Genomic DNA, 19,706 nt, shown 5'->3' on the forward strand with positions numbered 1-19,706 from the left:
CCGGGCGGGGAGGTGACCGCTTCTCGGCGGTCGTCGCTCGCACAAGCACCACGCACATGCCCGTGGGCCTGCGGGTGCACGACTGCGTGGAGGTCGCACTAGTCCGTTCGGGTTCAGCGACCCTGTTTGGGGAGTTCGGGCGTCGGCATCTCAGTGTGGGTGGGAGTAGTGCCCCTTAAGGTGGTGTAGCACTCGGTGGCCGGCTCGTCGTTCACGACGTAGGCGCGGTCACCGTGTGATCCTTCGAGAAGTCTCTTACCTCCACTCGAAAGGCATCATCACGATGACCGCACTTAACATTGTCGACAGTGAGAATGGAGTCTGGCAACCCCGGGCTGGGGTCTGACTCGATTGTCGACAGGCGTCTTGGATTGCCTTTGCGTGGGATTTGTCGGCCTCGCTGCCCGGGGATGCCGTGCATGTGACCGGACGAGCAGCGTGACCTCATAGGAGCTTGAGCAGCGCCCCCATCACTGTCTTGTCCGCCCGCTCGCCCGGTCACGTGCCGTCCCAGGCATCTAGCACCAAAGGCGGAAACATGAACAACGACGGCTCCAAGCCACGAGAAGTCTTCGGCGGAGTGGACACTGACTCAAACACCCACCATGCCGCGGTGGTCGACCCACTTGGCCGCGAGCTGGCAGATCGCGAGTTCCCGGCCACACCCTCCGGCTACGAAGCGCTGCGGACATGGCTGGTCGGATACGGCCAGTTGGTGATGGTGGGAGTCGAAGGCACAGGATCCTACGGCGCCGGACTGATGCGTGTGCTCGCCGGCACTGGCATCACCGTCGTCGAGGTCGACCGTCCGGACCGTAGTGCTCGACGTGCGGATGGCAAGTCCGATCCGCTGGATGCGTATGCAGCTGCCCGCGCAGCGGCATCAGGGCGCGCTGCCGGAACGCCGAAGTCGCGAGACGGAATTGTGGAATCCATCCGGTGTCTACGTCTGGTCCAGCGCTCTGCCATCAAGGCGCGGACCCAGTGCATCAACCAGATTCGCGCGCTCTTGGTCAACGGACCCACCGACCTTCGAGAACTCATGAGACCGCTGACCACCGCGAGGATGATCAGAACCCTGGCCAACCTTCGGCCTGGAACCGACCTGGCCGATCCGGGTGTCGCCTGCAGACGTGCTGTGCGATCACTGGCGCGCCGCCATGGCGACCTTGACAGGGAAGTGAAGGAACTCCACCGCAGACTCACCGATCTCACCCGCCAAGCCGTGCCGGAACTACTCGAACGACCCGGTGTCGGCGTCCAAGTCGCGGCGCAGTTGCTGATCACCGCTGGAGATAACCCCAACCGCCTCGTCTCCGAGGCAGCGTTCGCCCACTTGGCCGGCGTCGCACCAGTCCCCGCCTCCTCCGGAAAGCGACAGCACCGACACCGACTCAACCGCGGCGGTGACCGCGCCGCGAACAACGCGCTCTACACCGTCGCGCTGGTCCGTATGCGCTTCCACCAGCCGACTCGCGCCTATGTCGCACGCCGCACCGCTGAAGGTCTCTCGAAGAAAGACATCATCCGCTGCCTCAAGCGCGCCGTTGCCCGTGAGATGTTCCATCTCCTCACCAAGCCTGCAGCCCTCTCGGTGCACGCCCACAAACCACTATCGTCAGCCGCTTGACATCTATAGGAGCATCCCTGCCCGCCTGCTTGGTGAAGCCCTGACCGACGCGTCGCCGGATCTGATGCGGCAGCTGCTGCAGACAATGATCAACGCGCTGCTGTCCGCCGACGCGGACGCCGTCGTCGGCGCGGAATGGGGTCAGGTCTGCCCAGACCGGCTCGCGCAACGAAACGGCTACCTCGCCGGCGTCTCGACCGGCCGGATGGACAAGCTCGTCAAGACACTTGGGATCCACTCACTGTCGAAGTCGCAGGTCTCCCGGATGGCCGCGGACCTCGACGAGCAGGTCGACCAGTTCCGCCACCGGCCGCTCGACGACGCCGGGCCGTTCACGTTCGTCGCCGCCGACGCGCTCACCATGAAGGTCCGCGAAGGCGGCCGCGTCATCAACGCGGTCGTCCTGGTCGCGACCGGCGTCAACGCCGACGGGCGCCGCGAGGTCCTCGGCCTGCGGGTCGCGACTAGCGAGACCGGCGCGGCCTGGAACTCGTTCTTCGCTGACCTCGTCGCCCGCGGCCTGTCCGGCGTCCGCCTGGTCACCTCCGACGCGCATCCCGGCCTTGTGGAAGCGATCGCGGCGAATCTGCCCGGAGCTTCCTGGCAGCGCTGCCGCACCCACTACGCCGCCAACCTGATGTCCGTGACACCGAAGAACATGTGGCCGGCCGTCAAGGCGATGCTGCACTGCGTCTACGACCAGCCCGACGCGGCATCCGTGAACGCACAGTTCGACCGACTCCTGGACTACGTCGAGGACAAGCTCCCCGACGCGTTCGAGCACCTCGACACCGCCAGGGCGGACATCCTCGCGTTCACCGGATTTCCCCGAAGGGCTCTGGCAGCAGATCTGGTCCAACAACCCGAACGAGCGGCTCAACCGCGAGATCCGCCGCCGCACCGACTCCGTCGGAATCTTCCCGAACCGCGACGCGGTCATCCGCCTCGTCGGCGCCGTCCTCGCCGAGCAGACCGACGAATGGGCCGAAGGGCGCCGTTACCTCGGCCTCGACATCCTCGCCAAGTCCCGCCTCACCCTCATCCCCGACACCGGAACCGAGGAGGTGAGCGACCCCATCCTCGAACTCAGCGCCTAACCGACACCAACAACTGAAGGATCACCAACGGCTACACAGAGATGATGGATTCGGCTCCGGCGCCGGCGTGACCCGAAATTACACGGACGCCGTTCGCGGCTGTCTTTTTGTGGATCTGTCCGTCGACGCCGGGGTCGCTGCGGGCCGGGCGGGCACATGACTTGATAGGAGCCTGACCGGAAAGTCGTCTCACCTTTGTGCTGTCTGCACTCACCCGACCCGCGGTGACGTTCATCACCATTGGAAGGGAATCTCGTCAATGACGAGCATGACACTCGACCCGCCGCTGACCAACCCGTTGCCACCAGGCTCCGAGTTGGTCGCCGGGGTCGACACGCACAAGAACACGCATCACGTCGCGATCCTCGATCTCGTGGGCCGACCTGTCGCGGACCGAGAGTTCCGTGCCGACGGTCGCGGTTACGCGCAGATCGTCGCGTTCCTCCACGCGCACGGTGATGTCGTCCGTATCGGGGTGGAGGGAACGGGGTCGTACGGGGCTGGCCTCGCACGCGCGCTGACCACGGCGGGGCTGACCGTCATCGAAGTCGCGCGACAGGACCGGCAAGCCCGCCGTCGTCGCGGCAAGTCCGACCCCCTCGACGCCCACCAGGCAGCGGTCGCTGTCCTCGCAGGAACGGACACCGCGATCCCAAAGTCTGGTGATGGCGCGGTCGAGTCGATGCGGATCCCCCTCGCAGAGCGGCGCTCGGCGGCCAAGGCCAGAGCGCAAGTGATGAACCAGATCCACGCGCTGCTGATCACCGCACCCGAGCTCGTGCGACAGGCGTTCCGCGCTCTCAGCGGGCAGCGTCTGGTGAACACGCTCGCCAAGACTCGGCCCGGAACAATCACGTCCGCCGATCCAGCGGTCGTCGCCCGGCAGACACTGCGACGGTTCGCGGTCCGACACCTCACGATGCAAGCCGAGATCGACCTGATAGAACAACAGTTGGAGATGCTCGTCCGGCAGGTCAACCCCACGCTGCTGTCCCTGAGCGGAGTCGGTCCTGTCACCGCAGCGACGCTCCTGGTCGCCGCGGGCGACAACCCCGAGCGGCTCGGAAGTGACGCGGACGACATCGCCGCCGTCCTCCACTACCGCGTCGAGCGGGCCACCGCCCGTCCCGCAGGCTCGGGCAGGACTCGCAAACCAGCGCGCCTCATCGCCGGCCTCATCCCATCGGCGCACGGCGTCATCGACGTTGAGATGCGAGCGGCTCTCGACGAGCGAGAGGAACTGATCGAGGCACGCGCCGACGCTGTACTCGAAGCCGCACTCACGGAGAGCACACCGTGGACCAACGCTCTTGGAGTAGCGCCCACCGACCGGCGACGAGCCGCGACCTGGCGCAAGGCCGCCCGCGTGGTTGCCGCCTACCGCGACCGCCACCGCGTCACCGACGAAGCAGCCCTCGGTGCCCCACCCGAGTCAGCCGCCCAGAAGATCGACGCCGCACGGGCAAGGGCCGCGCTCAGACAGGCGACGGACATCGCCACAGCGCCATCGGGCACGCGTCCTCAGGTGCGAGCCGAACTGCAGTCTCGTCGCCTGTAGACCTTGGGCCAGGAGGTCAGACCCACCCAGTAGGATCAGAAGATGAGTTGCTGCGTGCCCGCCGCAAGATCGTGGTCAGCCGGGAACCGAAGGGTGACAACTCGCCGAGGCAGTGAAGGTAGGTGTTGAGTGCGAACGACCGTGCACAAGCCAACAGACTCGCTCCCGGATGAGACGTGCATCGATGGCGCTTCGGGAGGTTCGCGGCCCACAGCAGTCGATCTGTTTGCCGGTGCTGGTGGAGCAACCCAGGGGTTGATCGATGCCGGGTTCGACGTGATCGGCGCTGTTGAGTTTGACACCACCGCTGCCCAGTCCTACCGCCTGAATCACGAACGTACGCGGCTGTGGGAGCGGGACATTCGGCAGGTTAGCGCAGCCGAGGTGAAGCGCGAGCTAGAGCTGAAGACGGGCGAGTTGACGCTGCTGAAGGCGTGCCCGCCTTGTCAAGGATTTTCCTCGCTCGCAGAAGGTCGCATTCAGGGCGACGATCCTCGCAACGATCTAGTGAATCACACGGTCAGATTCGTTCGAGCGCTCAGACCCCGCGCCGTGTTGGTCGAAAACGTGCCCGGGCTGGGGCGTGACAGGCGGTCCACAGAACTACTGACTGCACTGAGCCGGATGGGCTACAACGCGCGTGCCTACCATGTAAATGCGGTCGAGTTCGGCGTACCGCAGCGACGCAAGCGACTCATCATCCTGGCCTTGCGCGGCACGCGCACCCCACTCCCGCAGTCTCTCACTACAACCGATCCCGAGACGCCCGTGACAGTGCGAGACGCCTTCCGTCAACTGGAGGCTGAAGTCCCTGCTGATGATCCGCTCGGCGTGCATCGCACCCTGCCGGACAACGTGCTCAGAAGGGTTCAAGCGATCCCCGTGGGTGGCAATCGCCGCGACCTTCCGGAGCACCTTCAGCTCGAATGCCACAAGAAGTTGGCCAAAGAGAAGAAGAGCGGGGCGTCCGGGTCATACGGACGGCTTCACTGGGATCAGCCTGCGCCGACGATGACGACTCGGTGCACAACCCCGGCTTGTGGGCCTTTTCTGCATCCGGAGGAGCATCGGCCGATCACTTTGCGCGAGGCGGCGGCGATTCAGACGTTTCCGCCGGACTACAAGTTCGCCGGTACGAGAGGTGCCGTTGAACGTCAGATCGGCAATGCCGTCCCCGTACGCATGGCAGCCAGGATCGCAGGTGCGCTGCTCAACTCACTCGAAGGACGGGCTGCGTAGGGACTATTCGGCGTTGTCCTCATCCGGCCCGATGTCCGTGTTCGGTGCGGTCTCCGTAGCGGAGTCGCGTTGGATTGCCTGAATCCGTGGGTCGTCCTGAGGTGCGCGTTCAGCGATCACGTCGAGGTAGTCACGATGAAGACGCTCGGCGGCCTCAAGAAGGTGATCCCAGGGTGAGATTCGGTAGCCGAGGTCTTTCATGCTCTGAATCTCGCTATTGATCCCAGGCTCGTCCTTGAGCCCAGAATGGATCATCACGCCGAGAATCTGGGAACGCTGTGTAGAAAAGTTGCCCGCCTTGTCGTTCCGGTCACGAAGCGTGTTTACGTAACCGCGCAGTTGGCCGAGTTCCTTGAGGCCGATCTTGTCGCCGGGCCGTTTCACCTCGACGACGATCGCGGTGCCGCTGTCTCCGATGCAGAGGAAGTCGAGCCTGCGTTGATCTCCCTCGCTGACCTCCGAGTGGAATGTCTCACGCAAGACCGTTTCGAGGGAACGTTCGTGATGGAGCAGTTGCCACATGGGGTCGATGATCCACGGATGCTCACGCAGAAGGTCCTGCATGGTCGGCTTCTCGGGGGCGCGTTCCTTGATGAGCCGCTTGAGGGTCTGAATCACGACCACCCGGCCGCGTACAAGTTGTGCGGCCTGGACGGCCTCCAGAATGTCCCACTCGCTCATCAAGTCGAGGATGGACTTCTGGTCAGATGCGGTGAGTTCGCTGAGTTCCTTGAGCAGTGCGAAGAACTGCTCGTTCTCGTAGGCGTTCAGAAGGATCTCGACGATCTGATCGAGCCGGTCAGACTCCATCGTCGGAGAATCAGCGAGCGTCTGAATCGCCTTGAGGAGCTCCTTCTGCTGACGTTCCGGGAACTTCTCGATCCGCTTCATGTAGGTCGTGGAGACTCTGAGACGTTCCTTCTGCCTCTTGGCGCGGGCAGCGGCCCACTTGCGCAGGGACTCCCGCAGCATGCCTTGGCCCCATTCCAGGATCGGCTGTGCGATCGGATGCTCCCAGAGGACTGTGGCGCGGTCGGTGGCAATCAAGTCGTCAGAGTAGGAGTCGAGTCCGTCCACGAATACCTCGCCGGTGAGGTACTGAAGCCCCAGCTGGTTCTGCGTTCCACCGCTCATGTCGAAGAAGAACGGGGTCTGGACCAGTTTGCCTCTGGAGAGCACGGAGATGCCTCGGATGTCATCGTTCTTGATCGGCTTCTCGGTGAATCCGACCCACCACTGGACTGTTCCGACGCCTGGCAGGTCAACAGTGTCGAGACCGTTCTCCGGATAGCGGAACTGGAGTTCCGTCTCGTCCGACGCAAGTGCGTCGTTGTTGAGGCTCACCTGGAAGGCATTGCTGAGGATCGAGAATCGTCGTCCCATGCTCCGTCGGAACGATGCAGACGGGATGCGATTCTTCAACTGGAGCTCGGTCAGACGCACCTCGGTCCCGTTGGGGCGCGTCTCATTCGGTAGGAGCACCCTGTCTTCGAGCACGGTAGGACGATACGTGTTGGTGTTGCTACTCACGAGGTCGTCGTAACTCATCTGGAATGAGGTGAGATGGCCGTCGCTGACAGTTGTAATCGTGACGATCTTCGCGATGCCGAAACCGGCGAGCTTTCCGAGGCCCTTGCGCCCGAGAACAAGTCGTCCACCGGGCGAACGATCTGCACCGGAGGCCCGTCGATCCCTCCCGACGAGCAGGTACTTGTCGTTTACGTCCTCGAAGGTCATTCCGAGACCGTCGTCTCGGATCACGATCTCAGAGTTCGAGTCGAGAGCTGTGTCGAGCGGAACCTCGATCTGTACGGAGGTCGCGTCGGCATCGTAGGCATTCGCGACCAGCTCCGCGATGGCTGGCACCGCGCCCGAGTACATCTGCAGCCCGAGGTGGCGAACAAGCGACCCCGCGAAGTCCATCGTCAACTCTCGACCGCTCACAGGACTCCTTCCGCAGGAACGAAGGTTCCGCGAGGAGGCGTCAGAACCGCATGGCTAGAGTCTACTCGCCGCGCTTCACGCACCCGATGGCGTTGCCCGACTGGGCCGCGTGGTGAGTGGCTACAGCACCCGTTGATCCGACCGCGACGTCGCCGTGCGAGCGTGCTCGTACGCATGTCGCTCGCCTGCAGGCGTGGGGTCCTCCGCCTGGCGGACACCGATGATCTGTTCAGAGTGCGTCACGATGCGAGCGATCCCCAGTTCCAGCAACTCGTGCGGTCCATTGCTCGTTGCGCTGGTCACCGGGCCGGGAACAACTCCGACGGTGCGGCCGAGTTCGTACGCACGCCGGGCGACGGTCACCGATCCAGAGCGAACGCCAGCCTCGACCACGACGGTGGTCGCGGACAGCGCGGCCATCAGCCGCGCCCGGGCAATGAAGCGATGGCGCGTCGGCACTGCGCCCGGTGGAACCTCGCTGACCATGAGGCCGAGGTCAGCTACTCGCTCAAGCAGTTCACGGTGGCCCATCGGGTTGGGGCGATCAACGCCGTTCGCCATGACCGCGATCGTGTCGCCACCGGATGCCAGGGCCGCTCGATGGGCCGTTCCTTCGATGCCGTAGGCACCGCCGGCCACGACGAGCCGTTCAGCGTTGGCGAGGTCGGAGGCAAGCTGTGCGGCCACATGCTCGCCGTAGGACGTCGAGGCCCTCGCGCCGGTGATCGTCACGAAATCGCTGAGCGGTCGCGCGAGGAACGATGTCGTGCCACGAGTCCAGAGGACGTATGGCCGTCGGTCGCCAAGATCGTCGAGCGGAAGGCCATTCTTTGTCGCCGGGAATCAGCGTGCCGATACCGGCGCGCTCGGCTCCGACGAGGTTCTGCTCAAGTGTCCGAGTGTCTGAGCGCCGGAACTGGGCACGCCACACCTGAGCGTCAACGGTACTGAGCCCCGGCACAACGTCATCACGTTCGGCGAGTCGGAGCAACTCAAGCGCTCCCAGCTCGCCCAGGAGTCGGCCTGTTACCGCATCGTCTGGTTCAACGAGCATCGACGGCGCCATCCGTGCTGTGCGCTCGTCCTGGACTACGTCGCTCAGGTTCGTCATCGTCGGTTCCTCTCACTCCTACAGAGAGGTGCGCGAGGCGACGCGGGAGCCGGAGGGTTCCGTGAACGCCGACCCCGGCGTACAGTGGATGGTGAGGCAGGCTCTCCTCATATTGCGGGTCCTCCGGGACGGCCTTCGGGCACTCACACACGTTCTGCCTCCTCGACGGAGTAACACGTGTGACGAGAGGCCCGTCATGGTCCGCCTTATCTGGACGCTCAGCGTTCGCACTCGCGACTACCTGCACCGCTACATGCCGAGCAGCCGACTGCTCGCTGCCGTCCGCACACGTCGCGGACTCAAGTGGGGGATACCCGCGATGCTGGTCGCGCTTCCGTACATCCTGATCGCCAGCATCTGCTCTGGCTCGGCAGCCGACGGCGGCCCAGACTGGCTCCACCTCATCGTGCTGTGGGCATGCTGGAACGCGCTCAAGTTCATCATCATGGGACCCGTGAGCGTCGCTCTGCTCATCCGTGCGCGCCTGCGCGAGGCTCCGGTCCGTCGTCACCAGCGCCACGGCGTCGAGGCGAGCCTGCGTGAGCCGGTCCTTCGTGTCTAGGCTCAACCGCCCACGGCAGTGGATGCCGTGATGCGAGAACCACAGCGCCCGCCCGGCCGGATCACGACGCCGTGCGAAGCGAGCGCTCGTCGGACAGCCTGATGCCCCGCCCCAACCTTCACGCCGACCTCCACCAGCGTCAACCCGCTGAGGTAGAGGTCGGCTGCTTCGTGGATGCGGGAGGGATCGAACCGTCCACGGCTGATCGTCACCTCCCGCCGGGTGAGGTGGGTGGCGACCGTGCGGCGGTTCACTCCGAACACGGATGCCAGCTCCACGAGCGTCGCGCCTCTGCCGTACTGCGCCACCAGATCGTCGACCTGCTCGGGGCGCAGCAGGGTTTGAGCCATCCCAAGTGATCGCACCACTCGACCCCTGGAATCGGAAACAGTAGGCTCGGAGGAGTGCTGGTCCTGGTTGTAGAGGCCCCGTGACCTGCGCAAGGACAAGGTTTTAAGGTGTGGGCAGGGGTTCTCAAACTCTCTACGGCGGTCCACAAGATTGACTGCTCCGCCTGATGGCGGGGCAGTTTTGTGTTTCAGCGGCGTCGCGCGACCACGGCGAAGGTCGGGCTGGACGGGTCGAAGGGGGCCTGCCGCGTCGCAGACCAGCTCCTCGACGACGAAGCCCGCGCCCTCCAACTCTCCGGTCACCTGGCTGGGGGTGAGGCACTGCATCCAGTTGTAGAACCGGCGCTGTCCGGAGGCGGCGGTGATCGTGTAGCGGTCGATCAGCCGCGCTCCCGGGGCAAGGCCGAGGGCGCCCGTGAGCCAGTTCGTCGAGGCGTCGATGAAGCTCTTGCGACGCGAGGCGAGGTCATTGCCGGGGTCCAGGTGGCTGCGCAGCAGCTCTTGGAGATGTGCGGGTCATCCCAGAAGCCTGGCGTCGTGAACGAACTGAACGGTTCCGGTTTCTGGTCCATGCTGGCTCTTTCGGCGGATACGGCTGAGCCTACGGTGGGCGAAACATGGAACCGCCCGGTCCCGCTCGGCAGGGTGGTCCGGGCGGCGGCTGTTGCCTCAGGCCGCGTCGAGCGCCTCACTCACGCTCTGCTGAAGTTCGCGCCACGACTTCACGAACTTCTCGACGCCTTCCTCCTCGAGCACCCTCGTCACGTCCGCGAAGTCGACCCCGACCTCGGCGAGCTGGTCCATCACGCGGTGAGCCTCTGCATAGTTGCCGGTGATGGTGTCACCGGTGATGACCCCGTGGTCGAACGTCGCCTCGAGGGTCTTCTCGGGCATGGTGTTGACGGTGCCGGTCGCGACGAGTTCCTCGACGTAGAGGGTGTCAGGCAGGTCCGGGTCCTTCACCCCGGTCGAGGCCCACAGTGGGCGTTGGACGTTCGCGCTCTCCTCGACAAGCGCCATGGCGTCGTCGCGGGAGAAGCGTTCGGTGAACAACTCGTAGGCGAGCCGGGCGTTCGCCACCCCGGCCTTCGACTTGAGAGCCTCCGCCTCCGGAGTGCCGATCTCCGCGAGCCGCTTGTCGACCTCCGTGTCCACGCGCGAGACGAAGAACGACGCGACCGAATGGATGCCTCCGGGATCGATCCCCGCGGCCCTGGCCTTCGCGACGCCTTCCAGGTAGGCGTCCATCACCTCGGCGTACCTGTCCAGGCCGAAGATGAGTGTCACGTTGACGGAGATGCCCGCGCCGATGGTCTCGGTGATCGCAGGCAGTCCGGCCTTCGTCGCGGGGATCTTGATCAGGACGTTGTCCCTGCCGACCGTCTCGTGCAGGGCCTTGGCCTGGGCGACCGTGGCCTCGGTGTCGTGCGCCAGCTCCGGCGACACCTCGATCGAGACCCGCCCATCCACGCCGTGGGTGGCGTCGTAGATGGGACGGAACACGTCGCACGCGTCCCTGACGTCGGTGGTCGTGATCGCGAAGATGGCGTCATCGACGGACGCTCCCGTCGCCTTCTGGGCTGCGATGGCCTCGGCATAGCCCTCGCCGGCAGAGATGGCGCCCTGGAAGATGGTGGGGTTGGTGGTCACTCCCACGACGTTGCGGTCGGTGATCAACTCGATGAGGTTGCCGGAGGTGATCCGGCTGCGAGACAGGTCGTCGAGCCAGATGCTGACGCCGGCGTCGGTGAGCCTGGTGGTGGGTGAGGTCATGTCTGCTCCTTCCGGGGGGTGGGCGATGCGCCGTGGCGGCGCCCGCCGGCCGGGGAACGAACGATCGTCCCTTGTCAACGACGCTACCCGCAGAGGCCCACGGATGACGACCAAACGGCGGGACCGACGGACCTCTCCGCAGGGGCCGGGACCGGGCGCCGCGGCGCGTTCCGAGGATCCCTCCCGCGATTTGACACCCCGCGCGGGGTGCCGGTAAGTTATATCGAGTCGCCTAGCGACGGAACAACTCAACGGCTGGTCCGCCTCAAGCCTCCGGGTTTGACAAGCGAAGGAGCAAGGAGTAGAGTCAGCAGAGCTGCGCAAGCAGCCTGCCGACACGGAAACACCTTATGAATCAGGGTTTCCAATCACTTCTGCGAACTCCGAATCGGTCAAATGCGAATTTGACAGACGGAAGTAACAGCTAGTAGAGTTGGTCGAGTTGCCCCAAACGGAACTTGAGCCTGGATGGCTTGGGTGATGTGCGGGACGCACCCGAAACTTGAGAACTCAACAGCGTGCTTAAAGTCAATGCCAAATATAATGCACAGTGCAATTGACAGATCTTTGTGGTTTGTTAGTTGCGTGCGAACCCGTCTCCAGGGCTTCGGTTCTGGGATGGATTCCTTTGAAAATATTGATTGAAGTCCAGTTTTGGACTTTGTCAGTATCAAACTAGTTGACAGTTATTGGCTGCCCTTTTTTGGGGTGGTTTTGCTGATATTTTTTCAACGGAGAGTTTGATCCTGGCTCAGGACGAACGCTGGCGGCGTGCTTAACACATGCAAGTCGAACGGTAAGGCCCCTTCGGGGGTACACGAGTGGCGAACGGGTGAGTAACACGTGAGTAACCTGCCCTTGACTCTGGGATAACATCTGGAAACAGGTGCTAATACCGGATATTCAGCTTCCTCTGCATGGGGGTTGTTGGAAAGCTCCGGCGGTCAAGGATGGACTCGCGGCCTATCAGCTTGTTGGTGAGGTAATGGCTCACCAAGGCTCCGACGGGTAGCCGGCCTGAGAGGGCGACCGGCCACATTGGGACTGAGATACGGCCCAAACTCCTACGGGAGGCAGCAGTGGGGAATATTGCACAATGGGCGCAAGCCTGATGCAGCAACGCCGCGTGCGGGATGACGGCCTTCGGGTTGTAAACCGCTTTCATCCATGACGAAGCGAGAGTGACGGTAGTGGAAGAAGAAGCACCGGCTAACTACGTGCCAGCAGCCGCGGTGATACGTAGGGTGCGAGCGTTGTCCGGATTTATTGGGCGTAAAGAGCTTGTAGGCGGTTTGTCGCGTCGGGAGTGAAAACTCAGGGCTTAACCCTGAGCCTGCTTCCGATACGGGCAGACTTGAGGAAGGTAGGGGAGATTGGAATTCCTGGTGAAGCGGTGGAATGCGTAGATATCAGGAGGAACACCAGTGGCGAAGGCGGATCTCTGGACCTTTCCTGACGCTGAGAAGCGAAAGCGTGGGGAGCAAACAGGCTTAGATACCCTGGTAGTCCACGCCGTAAACGGTGGGTACTAGGTGTGGGGGACATTCCACGTTCTCCGTGCCGCAGCTAACGCATTAAGTACCCCGCCTGGGGAGTACGGCCGCAAGGCTAAAACTCAAAGGAATTGACGGGGCCCCGCACAAGCGGCGGAGCATGCGGATTAATTCGATGCAACGCGAAGAACCTTACCTGGGTTTGACATATGCCGGAAACATCTAGAGATAGGTGCCCCTTTATGGTCGGTATACAGGTGGTGCATGGCTGTCGTCAGCTCGTGTCGTGAGATGTTGGGTTAAGTCCCGCAACGAGCGCAACCCTCGTCCTATGTTGCCAGCGGGTAATGCCGGGGACTCATAGGAGACCGCCGGGGTCAACTCGGAGGAAGGTGGGGATGACGTCAAGTCATCATGCCCCTTATGTCCAGGGCTTCACGCATGCTACAATGGCCGGTACAAAGAGCTGCGAGCCTGTAAGGGTGAGCGAATCTCAGAAAGCCGGTCTCAGTTCGGATTGGGGTCTGCAACTCGACCCCATGAAGTCGGAGTCGCTAGTAATCGCAGATCAGCAACGCTGCGGTGAATACGTTCCCGGGGCTTGTACACACCGCCCGTCAAGTCATGAAAGTCGGTAACACCCGAAGCCGGTGGCCTAACCCTTGTGGGGGGAGCCGTCGAAGGTGGGACCGGTAATTAGGACTAAGTCGTAACAAGGTAGCCGTACCGGAAGGTGCGGCTGGATCACCTCCTTTCTAAGGAGCTTTTGGCAGTCCCGCTTTTTTGTGGGGTTGTCCATTGCCTGGTTCCGAAGCGAACGTTTTCGGTCAGGCGAGCTACCGGAATGTGGAACATTGACCTGCGGCCATTGTGATGCTTGTTCAGTGAGTACAGCCTGCCCTTTTTGGGTGGGAGTGGAAAGTTGGTGGGTGGATCGTGGTCTGAGCACGCTGTTGGGTCCTGAGGGGTCGGTTGTTTTTTGCAACGCTCTCTTGCGGACCAGTGACTGATGATGCCCGGTTGGGTGTTGGATGTTCTGGGCTCGCCCGTATCTTGAGAACTTCACAGTGGACGCGAGCATCTTTGTAGATTTAACAAGCTACTAAGTGCGATCGGTGGATGCCTTGGCACCAAGAGCCGATGAAGGACGTTGTAACCTGCGATAAGCCATGGGGAGCTGGTAAACGAGCTTTGATCCGTGGATTTCCGAATAGGGAAACCTTGAAATACCGGAGTCATGTCCGGCAACCTCTGCCTGAATATATAGGGCAGTTGGAGGGAACGTGGGGAAGTGAAACATCTCAGTACCCACAGGAAGAGAAAACAATAGTGATTCCGTGAGTAGTGGCGAGCGAAAGCGGAAGAGGCCAAACCTCATTTGTGTGATAGCTGACAGGCGTTGCAGATGGGGTGTTGTGGGGCCGTTCGGACTGCGCTGTCGAGCAGTCAGAGAGTAAGAAATGATCAGTGAAGTCGAAGTTTCTGTGAAAGTTACAGCATAGAAGGTAATACTCCTGTAGATGTAACCTGGTCACTCTCGAGCGTTACCCCAAGTAACACGGAACCCCTGAAATTCCGTGTGAATCTGGCGGGACCATCCGCTAAGCCTAAATACTCCTTGGTGACCGATAGCGGACAAGTACCGTGAGGGAAAGGTGAAAAGTACCCCGGGAGGGGAGTGAAATAGTACCTGAAACCGATCGCATACAATCCGTCGGAGCCTACCTTTGGTGGGTGACGGCGTGCCTTTTGAAGAATGAGCCTGCGAGTTAGTGGTACGTGGCGAGGTTAACCCGTGTGGGGAAGCCGTAGCGAAAGCAAGTCCTAATAGGGCGTTTTAGTCGCGTGCTCTAGACCCGAAGCGGAGTGATCTATCCATGGCCAGGTTGAAGCGACGGTAAGACGTCGTGGAGGACCGAACTCACTTGGGTTGAAAACCGAGGAGATGAGCTGTGGATAGGGGTGAAAGGCCAATCAAACTCCGTGATAGCTGGTTCTCCCCGAAATGCATTTAGGTGCAGCGTCGCGTGTTTCTTACCGGAGGTAGAGCACTGGATGGTCTAGGGGGCCCACAAGCTTACCGAAATCAGCCAAACTCCGAATGCCGGTAAGTGAGAGCGCGGCAGTGAGACAGTGGGGGATAAGCTTCATTGTCGAGAGGGAAACAGCCCAGATCATCAGCTAAGGCCCCTAAGCGTTAACTAAGTGGAAAAGGATGTGGAGTTGCGGAGACAACCAGGAGGTTGGCTTGGAAGCAGCCACCCTTGAAAGAGTGCGTAATAGCTCACTGGTCAAGTGATTCTGCGCCGACAATTTAGCGGGGCTCAAGTTAACCGCCGAAGCTATGGCATTCACACATGTGACGGTAACGTCGTGTGGATGGGTAGGGGAGCGTCGTGTGCGCGTTGAAGCGGCGGGGTGACCCAGTCGTGGAGAGCACACGAGTGAGAATGCAGGCATGAGTAGCGAAAGACGGGTGAGAAACCCGTCCGCCGAATATCCAAGGGTTCCAGGGTCAAGCTAATCTGCCCTGGGTAAGTCGGGACCTAAGGCGAGGCCGACAGGCGTAGTCGATGGACAACGGGTTGATATTCCCGTACCGGCGAAGTATCGCCCCTGCTGAGGCGAGTGATGCTAAGCATGCAAGGTCTGGTGATGTCTTCGGACGGATCCAGGCTGAGTCTGTGACCCGAACTCGTATTAGGCAAGCTGCGGAGGGACGCAGGAAGGTAGCTCTTCCCGGTCATGGTTGTACCGGGTCAAGTGTGTAGGGCGAAACGTAGGCAAATCCGCGTTTCATTGAGCCTGAGACATGATGTGTCATCAGATTTTCCTGATGTAAGAGTGATCCTATGCTGCCTAGAAAAGCTTCGTGAGCGAGATACTAGCCGCCCGTACCCCAAACCGACACAGGTGGATAGGTAGAGAATACCAAGGCGATCGAGAGAATCGTGGTGAAGGAACTCGGCAAAATACCCCCGTAACTTCGGAATAAGGGGGACCTGATACGTATTAGCATTTACTGTGAAAGCGTTGAGGGTCGCAGAGACCAGGCCCAAGCGACTGTTTACTAAAAACACAGGTCCGTGCCAAGTCGAAAGACGATGTATACGGACTGACTCCTGCCCGGTGCTGGAAGGTTAAGGGGAAGGGTTAGCCTTTGGGCGAAGCCTTGAACTTAAGCCCCAGTAAACGGCGGTGGTAACTATAACCATCCTAAGGTAGCGAAATTCCTTGTCGGGTAAGTTCCGACCTGCACGAATGGAGTAACGACTTGGGCGCTGTCTCCACCACGAACTCGGCGAAATTGCACTACGAGTAAAGATGCTCGTTACGCGCAGCAGGACGGAAAGACCCCGGGACCTTTACTATAGTTTGGTATTGGTGATCGGTGTGACTTGTGTAGGATAGGTGGGAGACTTTGAAGCTTGGACGCCAGTTCAGGTGGAGTCGCCGTTGAAATACCACTCTGGTCACTCTGGTTATCTAACCTAGGTCCATTATCTGGATCAGGGACAGTGCCTGATGGGTAGTTTGACTGGGGCGGTCGCCTCCTAAAAGGTAACGGAGGCGCCCAAAGGTTCCCTCAGCCTGGTTGGCAATCAGGTTTTGAGTGTAAGTGCACAAGGGAGCTTGACTGCGAGAGAGACATCTCGAGCAGGGACGAAAGTCGGGACTAGTGATCTTCTGGTGGCACATGGAAGCGCCAGGACTCAACGGATAAAAGGTACCCCGGGGATAACAGGCTGATCTTGCCCGAGCGTCCATAGCGACGGCATGGTTTGGCACCTCGATGTCGGCTCGTCGCATCCTGGGGCTGGAGTCGGTCCCAAGGGTTGGGCTGTTCGCCCATTAAAGCGGCACGCGAGCTGGGTTTAGAACGTCGTGAGACAGTTCGGTCCCTATCCGCTGCGCGCGTAGGAGTCTTGAGAAGAGCTGTCCTTAGTACGAGAGGACCGGGACGGACTAACCTCTGGTGTGCCAGTTGTTTACCAAAAGCACGGCTGGTTGGCTACGTTGGGAAGTGATAACCGCTGAAAGCATCTAAGCGGGAAGCACGCTTCAAGATGAGGGCTCCCACAGATTAATCTGGTAAGGCCCCCTGTAGACCACAGGGTTGATAGGTCGGATGTGGAAGTGCAGTAATGCATGGAGCTGACCGATACTAATAGGCCGAGGGCTTGTTTCTACAAAGATGCTACGCGTCCACTGTGAGGTTCCCGAGATACGGTCGGGAACACGCAAATTCGAAGAACTCAATACTGTTCATCGTTCGTGTTATCGACACTATTTCCATAGTGTTTCGGTGGCCATAGCGAGAGGGAAACACCCGGTCCCATCCCGAACCCGGAAGTTAAGCCTCTCAGCGCCGATGGTACTGCAGCGGGGACGCTGTGGGAGACTAGGACGCCGCCGGACTTCTTTTAAAAGGACCCCCAACCCTTGTGGTTGGGGGTCCTTTGCATTTCCCCACCGTTTCGCGGACCACGAGCGCACCTGCTGTGCCGTGGGCGAACGACGGCCGCGCTCAGCGCGATCCTCGCCTGCCCGGCGACCGCTCGCTGCTCCAACGACCGCGGCACCGAATCTCGCCGAGGGTTTGACTATACCCCCAGGGGGTATAGCGTAAGGTGCATGGGAACATACCAGGAGAGACAGCACCACGGCGGAGAGTCCTCATCCGGATCTCCCCACACCGCGCACGATCACGCAGCCCCTTCCGGGCATGAGCCTCGCAAAGCGGCTGACAGGTCCCATGCGGGCCACCACGAGCACGACTCAGAGCATTCCGTGGACCACGAGTGGCATGACCACGCGACGGATAGTGTCGGTGATGCACACCACGGTGGTCATGACCACGACCAGCAGGGACACATCGGGAGCGGGAAGGCGGATCGCAACACTCACGAATCGGACGGGCATGCCGGACATGACATGAGTGGGCATGGCGGCCACGGGGATCACGTCGGCCAGTTCAAGCGGCTCTTCTGGATCATGCTCGTCATGGCCGTCCCGGTGATCGGGTTCAGCATGATGTTCGCCGACCTCATCGGCTACACCATTCCCGACAGCCCCGCGCTGCTGATGTGGATCTCGCCGGTGCTGGGCACCGTCATGTACTTCTGGGGAGGCTGGCCCTTCCTTACCGGCGCCGTCGCCGAGATCCGGCAGCGCAAGCCGGGAATGATGCTGCTCATCGGGCTCGCCATCACCGTAGCCTTCGTGGCGTCCTGGGGAGCGAGCCTGGGGCTGCTCAGCCACCACCTCGACTTCTGGTGGGAGCTGGCGCTGCTGATCGTCATCATGTTGCTTGGGCACTGGATCGAGATGCGCTCGCTGGCACAGACCACCTCAGCGCTCGACTCGCTCGCCGCCCTGCTGCCCGATGAGGCCGAACGGGTGGAGGGCGACCAGGTGGTAAAGGTCGCCCCGGACGACCTCGAGGTCGGAGACGTGGTGGTCGTGCGGCCGGGTGCCGCGGTGCCGGCCGACGGACGCATCGTTGACGGCTCAGCGAGCATGGACGAGTCGATGGTGACGGGCGAGTCCACGCCGGTGCGGCGCGCCGAGGGTGACCAGGTCGTGGCGGGAACCGTCGCCACCGACTCCGGTCTGCGCGTCGAGGTGACGGCGACCGGTGACGACACCGCGCTGGCAGGCATCCGCAAGCTGGTCACCGAAGCGCAGAACTCGTCCTCGAACGCACAGCGGATTGCGGACAAGGCCGCTGGCCTTCTCTTCTGGTTCGCGCTCGGTGCGGGTGTGCTGACGGCCATCGTCTGGAGCCTGCTCGGCATGCCGGACGAGGCGGTGGTGCGCACCATCACCGTCCTCGTGATCGCCTGCCCCCACGCGCTGGGCCTGGCCATCCCGCTGGTGGTCTCCATCGCCACCGAGCGCGCGGCCCGCGGCGGCGTGCTGATCAAGGATCGGCTGGCGCTCGAACAGATGCGCACTGTCGACACCGTCCTGTTCGACAAGACGGGCACCCTCACCAAGGGCGAGCCGACCGTCACCGCCGTCTCGGTCATCGAGGGCCACGACGAGGATGAGGTGCTCGCCCTCGCAGCGGCAGCCGAGAGCGACAGCGAGCACCCGCTCGCGCGCGCCATCGTGCGCGCGGCACAGGAGAAGGAGCTTGTGCTCTCCTCCTCGTCGGACTTCTCGTCGTCTCCGGCGGTCGGCGTGCGGGCCCGGGTGGACGGCCGGACCGTGGCCGTCGGCGGCCCGCACCTGCTTGACGAGACCTCCACCTCCGAACTTCCCGTGGCGCAGGAGTGGCGTGAAGAGGGCGCGATCATCCTGCACGTCCTCGTCGACGACCGGGTCGTCGGCGCGCTGCGACTGGCGGACGAGGTCCGGGCCGAGTCCCGCGAGGCCGTCGACGCGCTGCACGCCGCAGGCGTCCGGGTGGTCATGATCACCGGCGACGCCCAGGCGGTGGCCGACACGGTCGCCAAGGAGCTCGGCATCGACCGGGTATTCGCAGGCGTCAAGCCGGAGGACAAGGCGGGGAAGGTCGGCGAACTCCAGTCGGAGGGCAGGAAGGTCGCGATGGTGGGCGACGGCGTCAACGACGCCCCAGCCCTCGCAAAGGCCGACGTCGGCATCGCCATCGGCGCCGGCACCGACGTGGCCATCGCGTCGGCGGGCGTGATCCTCGCCTCGTCCGACCCTCGCTCCGTGCTCTCGGTGATCGAGCTCAGCCGCGCGACGTTCGCCAAGATGAAGCAGAACCTGTGGTGGGCGGCCGGGTACAACCTGATCTCCGTTCCGCTCGCCGCTGGCGTGCTTGTGCCGTTCGGGGTGCCTCCGCTGCCGATGAGCATCGGCGCGATCCTGATGTCCGCCTCGACCGTGGTCGTCGCGCTCAACGCCCAGCTGCTGCGAAGGCTGGACCTTTCGCCGGAGAACAGCGCCCGCCGGATCCTCGCGGAGGTCCGCTGAG

At 62.3% G+C, this 19,706-nt stretch carries 9 protein-coding genes, 3 rRNA genes and 2 pseudogenes; 9 read left to right on the top strand and 5 right to left on the bottom strand.

Annotation, left to right across the window (positions count from 1 at the left end):
* Positions 1-538 precede the first annotated feature (538 nt).
* The 4 genes and pseudogenes from BW733_RS11440 to BW733_RS11455 all read left to right on the top strand — a co-directional run bounded on the left by BW733_RS11440 (position 539) and on the right by BW733_RS11455 (position 5,524).
* Positions 539-1,630: an IS110 family RNA-guided transposase gene (locus BW733_RS11440; RefSeq protein ID WP_077350607.1), complete on the top strand. Its 1,092-nt coding sequence runs from the start codon at positions 539-541 to the stop codon at positions 1,628-1,630.
* Between the two features lies 1 nt (position 1,631).
* Positions 1,632-2,727, top strand: a pseudogene (locus tag BW733_RS11445) (IS256 family transposase).
* Between the two features lie 259 nt (positions 2,728-2,986).
* Positions 2,987-4,285 carry an IS110 family transposase gene (locus BW733_RS11450; protein WP_077350609.1) on the top strand — a complete coding sequence of 433 codons (1,299 nt, stop codon included), beginning with the start codon at positions 2,987-2,989 and terminating at the stop codon, positions 4,283-4,285.
* Positions 4,286-4,414: 129 nt separating this feature from the next.
* The gene (locus BW733_RS11455; RefSeq protein WP_077350611.1) at positions 4,415-5,524 is read left to right on the top strand and encodes a DNA cytosine methyltransferase; all 1,110 of its coding nucleotides are present in this window, start codon (positions 4,415-4,417) and stop codon (positions 5,522-5,524) included.
* Positions 5,525-5,527: 3 nt separating this feature from the next.
* On the opposite strand, the gene BW733_RS11460 is transcribed toward BW733_RS11455, so the two are convergent.
* Both BW733_RS11460 and BW733_RS19035 read right to left on the bottom strand, forming a co-directional pair.
* Positions 5,528-7,405, bottom strand: coding sequence for an ATP-binding protein (locus BW733_RS11460; protein ID WP_161490215.1), 1,878 nt, complete (start codon positions 7,403-7,405; stop codon positions 5,528-5,530).
* A gap of 183 nt (positions 7,406-7,588) precedes the next feature.
* A pseudogene (locus BW733_RS19035) lies at positions 7,589-8,209 on the bottom strand (DNA-processing protein DprA); the annotation flags it as partial.
* A gap of 566 nt (positions 8,210-8,775) precedes the next feature.
* On the opposite strand from BW733_RS19035, the gene BW733_RS11470 reads away from it, so the two are divergent.
* Positions 8,776-9,141: a sulfate permease gene (locus tag BW733_RS11470; RefSeq protein ID WP_077350615.1), complete on the top strand. Its 366-nt coding sequence runs from the start codon at positions 8,776-8,778 to the stop codon at positions 9,139-9,141.
* 2 nt (positions 9,142-9,143) lie between these two features.
* Here BW733_RS11470 and BW733_RS19460 read toward each other — a convergent pair whose 3' ends face one another.
* Together BW733_RS19460 and tal are read right to left on the bottom strand one after the other, a co-directional pair.
* Positions 9,144-9,794 (bottom strand): hypothetical protein, encoded by a 651-nt coding sequence (locus tag BW733_RS19460; protein ID WP_237268172.1) that lies wholly within the window; start codon positions 9,792-9,794, stop codon positions 9,144-9,146.
* Positions 9,795-10,160: 366 nt separating this feature from the next.
* Entirely contained in the window at positions 10,161-11,264 is a 1,104-nt protein-coding gene (gene tal, locus BW733_RS11480) for a transaldolase (RefSeq protein ID WP_077350617.1), read from the bottom strand.
* A gap of 728 nt (positions 11,265-11,992) precedes the next feature.
* Between tal and BW733_RS11485 the strand changes: the two genes are divergently transcribed.
* The 3 genes from BW733_RS11485 to rrf all read left to right on the top strand — a co-directional run bounded on the left by BW733_RS11485 (position 11,993) and on the right by rrf (position 17,176).
* A 16S ribosomal RNA gene (locus tag BW733_RS11485) occupies positions 11,993-13,512 on the top strand.
* Between the two features lie 337 nt (positions 13,513-13,849).
* Positions 13,850-16,946, top strand: a 23S ribosomal RNA gene (locus BW733_RS11490).
* A gap of 113 nt (positions 16,947-17,059) precedes the next feature.
* A 5S ribosomal RNA gene (gene rrf / locus BW733_RS11495) occupies positions 17,060-17,176 on the top strand.
* The 16S, 23S and 5S rRNA genes sit together here, the layout of an rRNA operon.
* A 360-nt stretch (positions 17,177-17,536) precedes the next feature.
* Here rrf and BW733_RS18625 read toward each other — a convergent pair.
* Positions 17,537-17,680, bottom strand: a complete 144-nt coding sequence (locus tag BW733_RS18625; protein ID WP_179947113.1) for a hypothetical protein — start codon at positions 17,678-17,680, stop codon at positions 17,537-17,539.
* 12 nt (positions 17,681-17,692) lie between these two features.
* Here BW733_RS18625 and BW733_RS11500 point away from each other — a divergent pair, with 12 nt between their 5' ends.
* Positions 17,693-19,705 (top strand): heavy metal translocating P-type ATPase, encoded by a 2,013-nt coding sequence (locus tag BW733_RS11500; RefSeq protein ID WP_179947114.1) that lies wholly within the window; start codon positions 17,693-17,695, stop codon positions 19,703-19,705.
* Position 19,706: the final 1 nt, after the last annotated feature.

This window comes from Tessaracoccus flavescens, from assembly GCF_001998865.1.
GTDB lineage: Bacteria > Actinomycetota > Actinomycetes > Propionibacteriales > Propionibacteriaceae > Arachnia > Arachnia flavescens.

Coding starts and splice junctions, on each gene's coding strand:
- BW733_RS11440 (WP_077350607.1), top strand. CDS start 539: ATGAACAACGACGGCTCCAAGCCACGAGAAGTCTTCGGCGGAGTGGAC.
- BW733_RS11450 (WP_077350609.1), top strand. CDS start 2,987: ATGACGAGCATGACACTCGACCCGCCGCTGACCAACCCGTTGCCACCA.
- BW733_RS11460 (WP_161490215.1), bottom strand. CDS start 7,405: ATGTACTCGGGCGCGGTGCCAGCCATCGCGGAGCTGGTCGCGAATGCC.
- BW733_RS11470 (WP_077350615.1), top strand. CDS start 8,776: ATGGTCCGCCTTATCTGGACGCTCAGCGTTCGCACTCGCGACTACCTG.
- tal (WP_077350617.1), bottom strand. CDS start 11,264: ATGACCTCACCCACCACCAGGCTCACCGACGCCGGCGTCAGCATCTGG.
- BW733_RS18625 (WP_179947113.1), bottom strand. CDS start 17,680: ATGCCCGTCCGATTCGTGAGTGTTGCGATCCGCCTTCCCGCTCCCGAT.
- BW733_RS11500 (WP_179947114.1), top strand. CDS start 17,693: ATGAGTGGGCATGGCGGCCACGGGGATCACGTCGGCCAGTTCAAGCGG.